This window comes from Lacinutrix salivirga, assembly GCF_053604675.1.
Window position 1 is genome coordinate 1 of sequence record NZ_JBSHNP010000074.1, and the last position, 242, is coordinate 242.

Here is a 242-nt window from a genome sequence, read left to right on the forward strand (position 1 = left end):
ATTACCAGCAGATATTGATCCAACATTAACAACAACCGGATCAGATCCAGAAACGGTAACAGTAGTTGATGGTACAACAGCATCTACAAACGATGGATATGCACCAATCTTAGGAGATATTACAGGAGTAGTATTCGAAGATACAAATGGCGATGGTATCCAAGATGCAGGTGAAGAAGGAATAGCAGGAGTAGATGTTACAATTACAGATGCAGACGGAACAGTTACAACAGTAACCACTG

General features: G+C 40.5%; 1 protein-coding gene. It reads left to right on the forward strand.

Going from position 1 to position 242, the window contains the following annotated elements:
• A partial coding sequence (locus ACVC5O_RS02805) for an SdrD B-like domain-containing protein (RefSeq protein WP_452219943.1) occupies positions 1-242 on the forward strand: 242 nt, incomplete at both ends.